At 64.4% G+C, this 1,178-nt stretch carries 1 protein-coding gene; it reads right to left on the bottom strand.

All coding sequences use genetic code 11. The annotated features are described in order from the left end of the window. Positions 1-1,178 (bottom strand): IS3 family transposase gene (locus tag RMCN_RS30645; protein WP_165604506.1). Its coding sequence is split into 2 segments (ribosomal slippage), with 1,179 coding nucleotides annotated over them: positions 1-932 and positions 932-1,178; the frame shifts between segments, so codons are not numbered across the junction. This gene is flagged as partial in the annotation.

The following is a 1,178-nucleotide window of genomic DNA, read 5'->3' as shown; positions in this document are numbered from 1 at the left end:
GTCCGGTGTCAGGTCCTGGCAGTAGCCATTGGGCCGCTGGCGGTTGTAGAAGGCCACCCATTCGGCCGTGGCCAGGGACAGCTCGGTCGCGCCGGGATAGAGCGGCTGGTGGTCGATGAGTTCGGTCTTGTAGCTGCTGTTCACCGATTCGGCCAACGCATTATCGAAACTATCGCCCACCGATCCGATCGAGGGCACGATCCCCTCGGCGGCCAGATGCTCAGTGAACGCCACCGCCGTATATTGAGATCCCGCATCGCTGTGATGAATAAGATCAGTCAAAGTGGCTGCACCAGAACGCTTCCTGGTGTCGATAGCGTGATTGATCGCCTCGGTCACCAGCTTCTGCGTCATCTCGGTGGCCACCTTCCAGCCCACGATCTTGCGGGCATAGACATCGGTCACGAACGCGGTGTAGGCCCAGCCGGCCCGGGTCCGGCAGTAAGTGAAATCGGCCACCCAAAGGCGATCGGGCGCTTCGGCGACGAACCGCCGAGCGACCCGGTCCGGCGCCCGCGTCGCGGCAGGATCGGCCACCGTGGTCCGCACCCGACGCCGCTTGCAGGCACCCCGCCATCCCATTTCCCGCATCACCCGCTCCACGACACAGCGGGAAACATCGAATCCATTGGTGCGCAACACAATCCACGTCTTGCGTGCACCCAGGACGCGGTACAACTTGTTCGATCGGCGCAGCTGCCAGATCGCATCAATCACCTGCGCGTCAGCCCAATCGGCCTTCGACGGGCCGCGACGAGCACGGTGGGCGTAATACGTCGACGGGGCGATCGTGACGCCATACTCGCTGAGCACGGCGCACATCGACTCGACACCCCACTTGAGACCATCAGCGCCCACCCGCTTGTGCTGGTGGGCGCTGATGAACTCCACGACTACTGAGACGGCCGGTCGAGCTCGGCGGCGAAGAAAACCGACGCTGCCTTCAGGATCGCGTTGGCCCGCTTGAGTTCGGCGTTCTCCCGGCGCAGCTTGCGCAGGATCTCGGATTCCTCGGAGGTCTGCCCGGCCCGATCACCGGCGTCGATCTCGGCTTGGCGGACCCACTTGCGCACCGTTTCCGCAGTACCGACACCCAGCAGGTCCGCGACACGGCCCATCGCCTCCCACTCCGAGGTCGTATCGCTACGCAGATCGGACACCATCTGCACCGCCCGCGC

The organism is Mycolicibacterium novocastrense (genome assembly GCF_001570485.1).
GTDB lineage: Bacteria > Actinomycetota > Actinomycetes > Mycobacteriales > Mycobacteriaceae > Mycobacterium > Mycobacterium novocastrense.
Note: the sequence above shows the minus strand (reverse complement) of the source record. Positions and strands in the feature narration are given on the sequence as shown.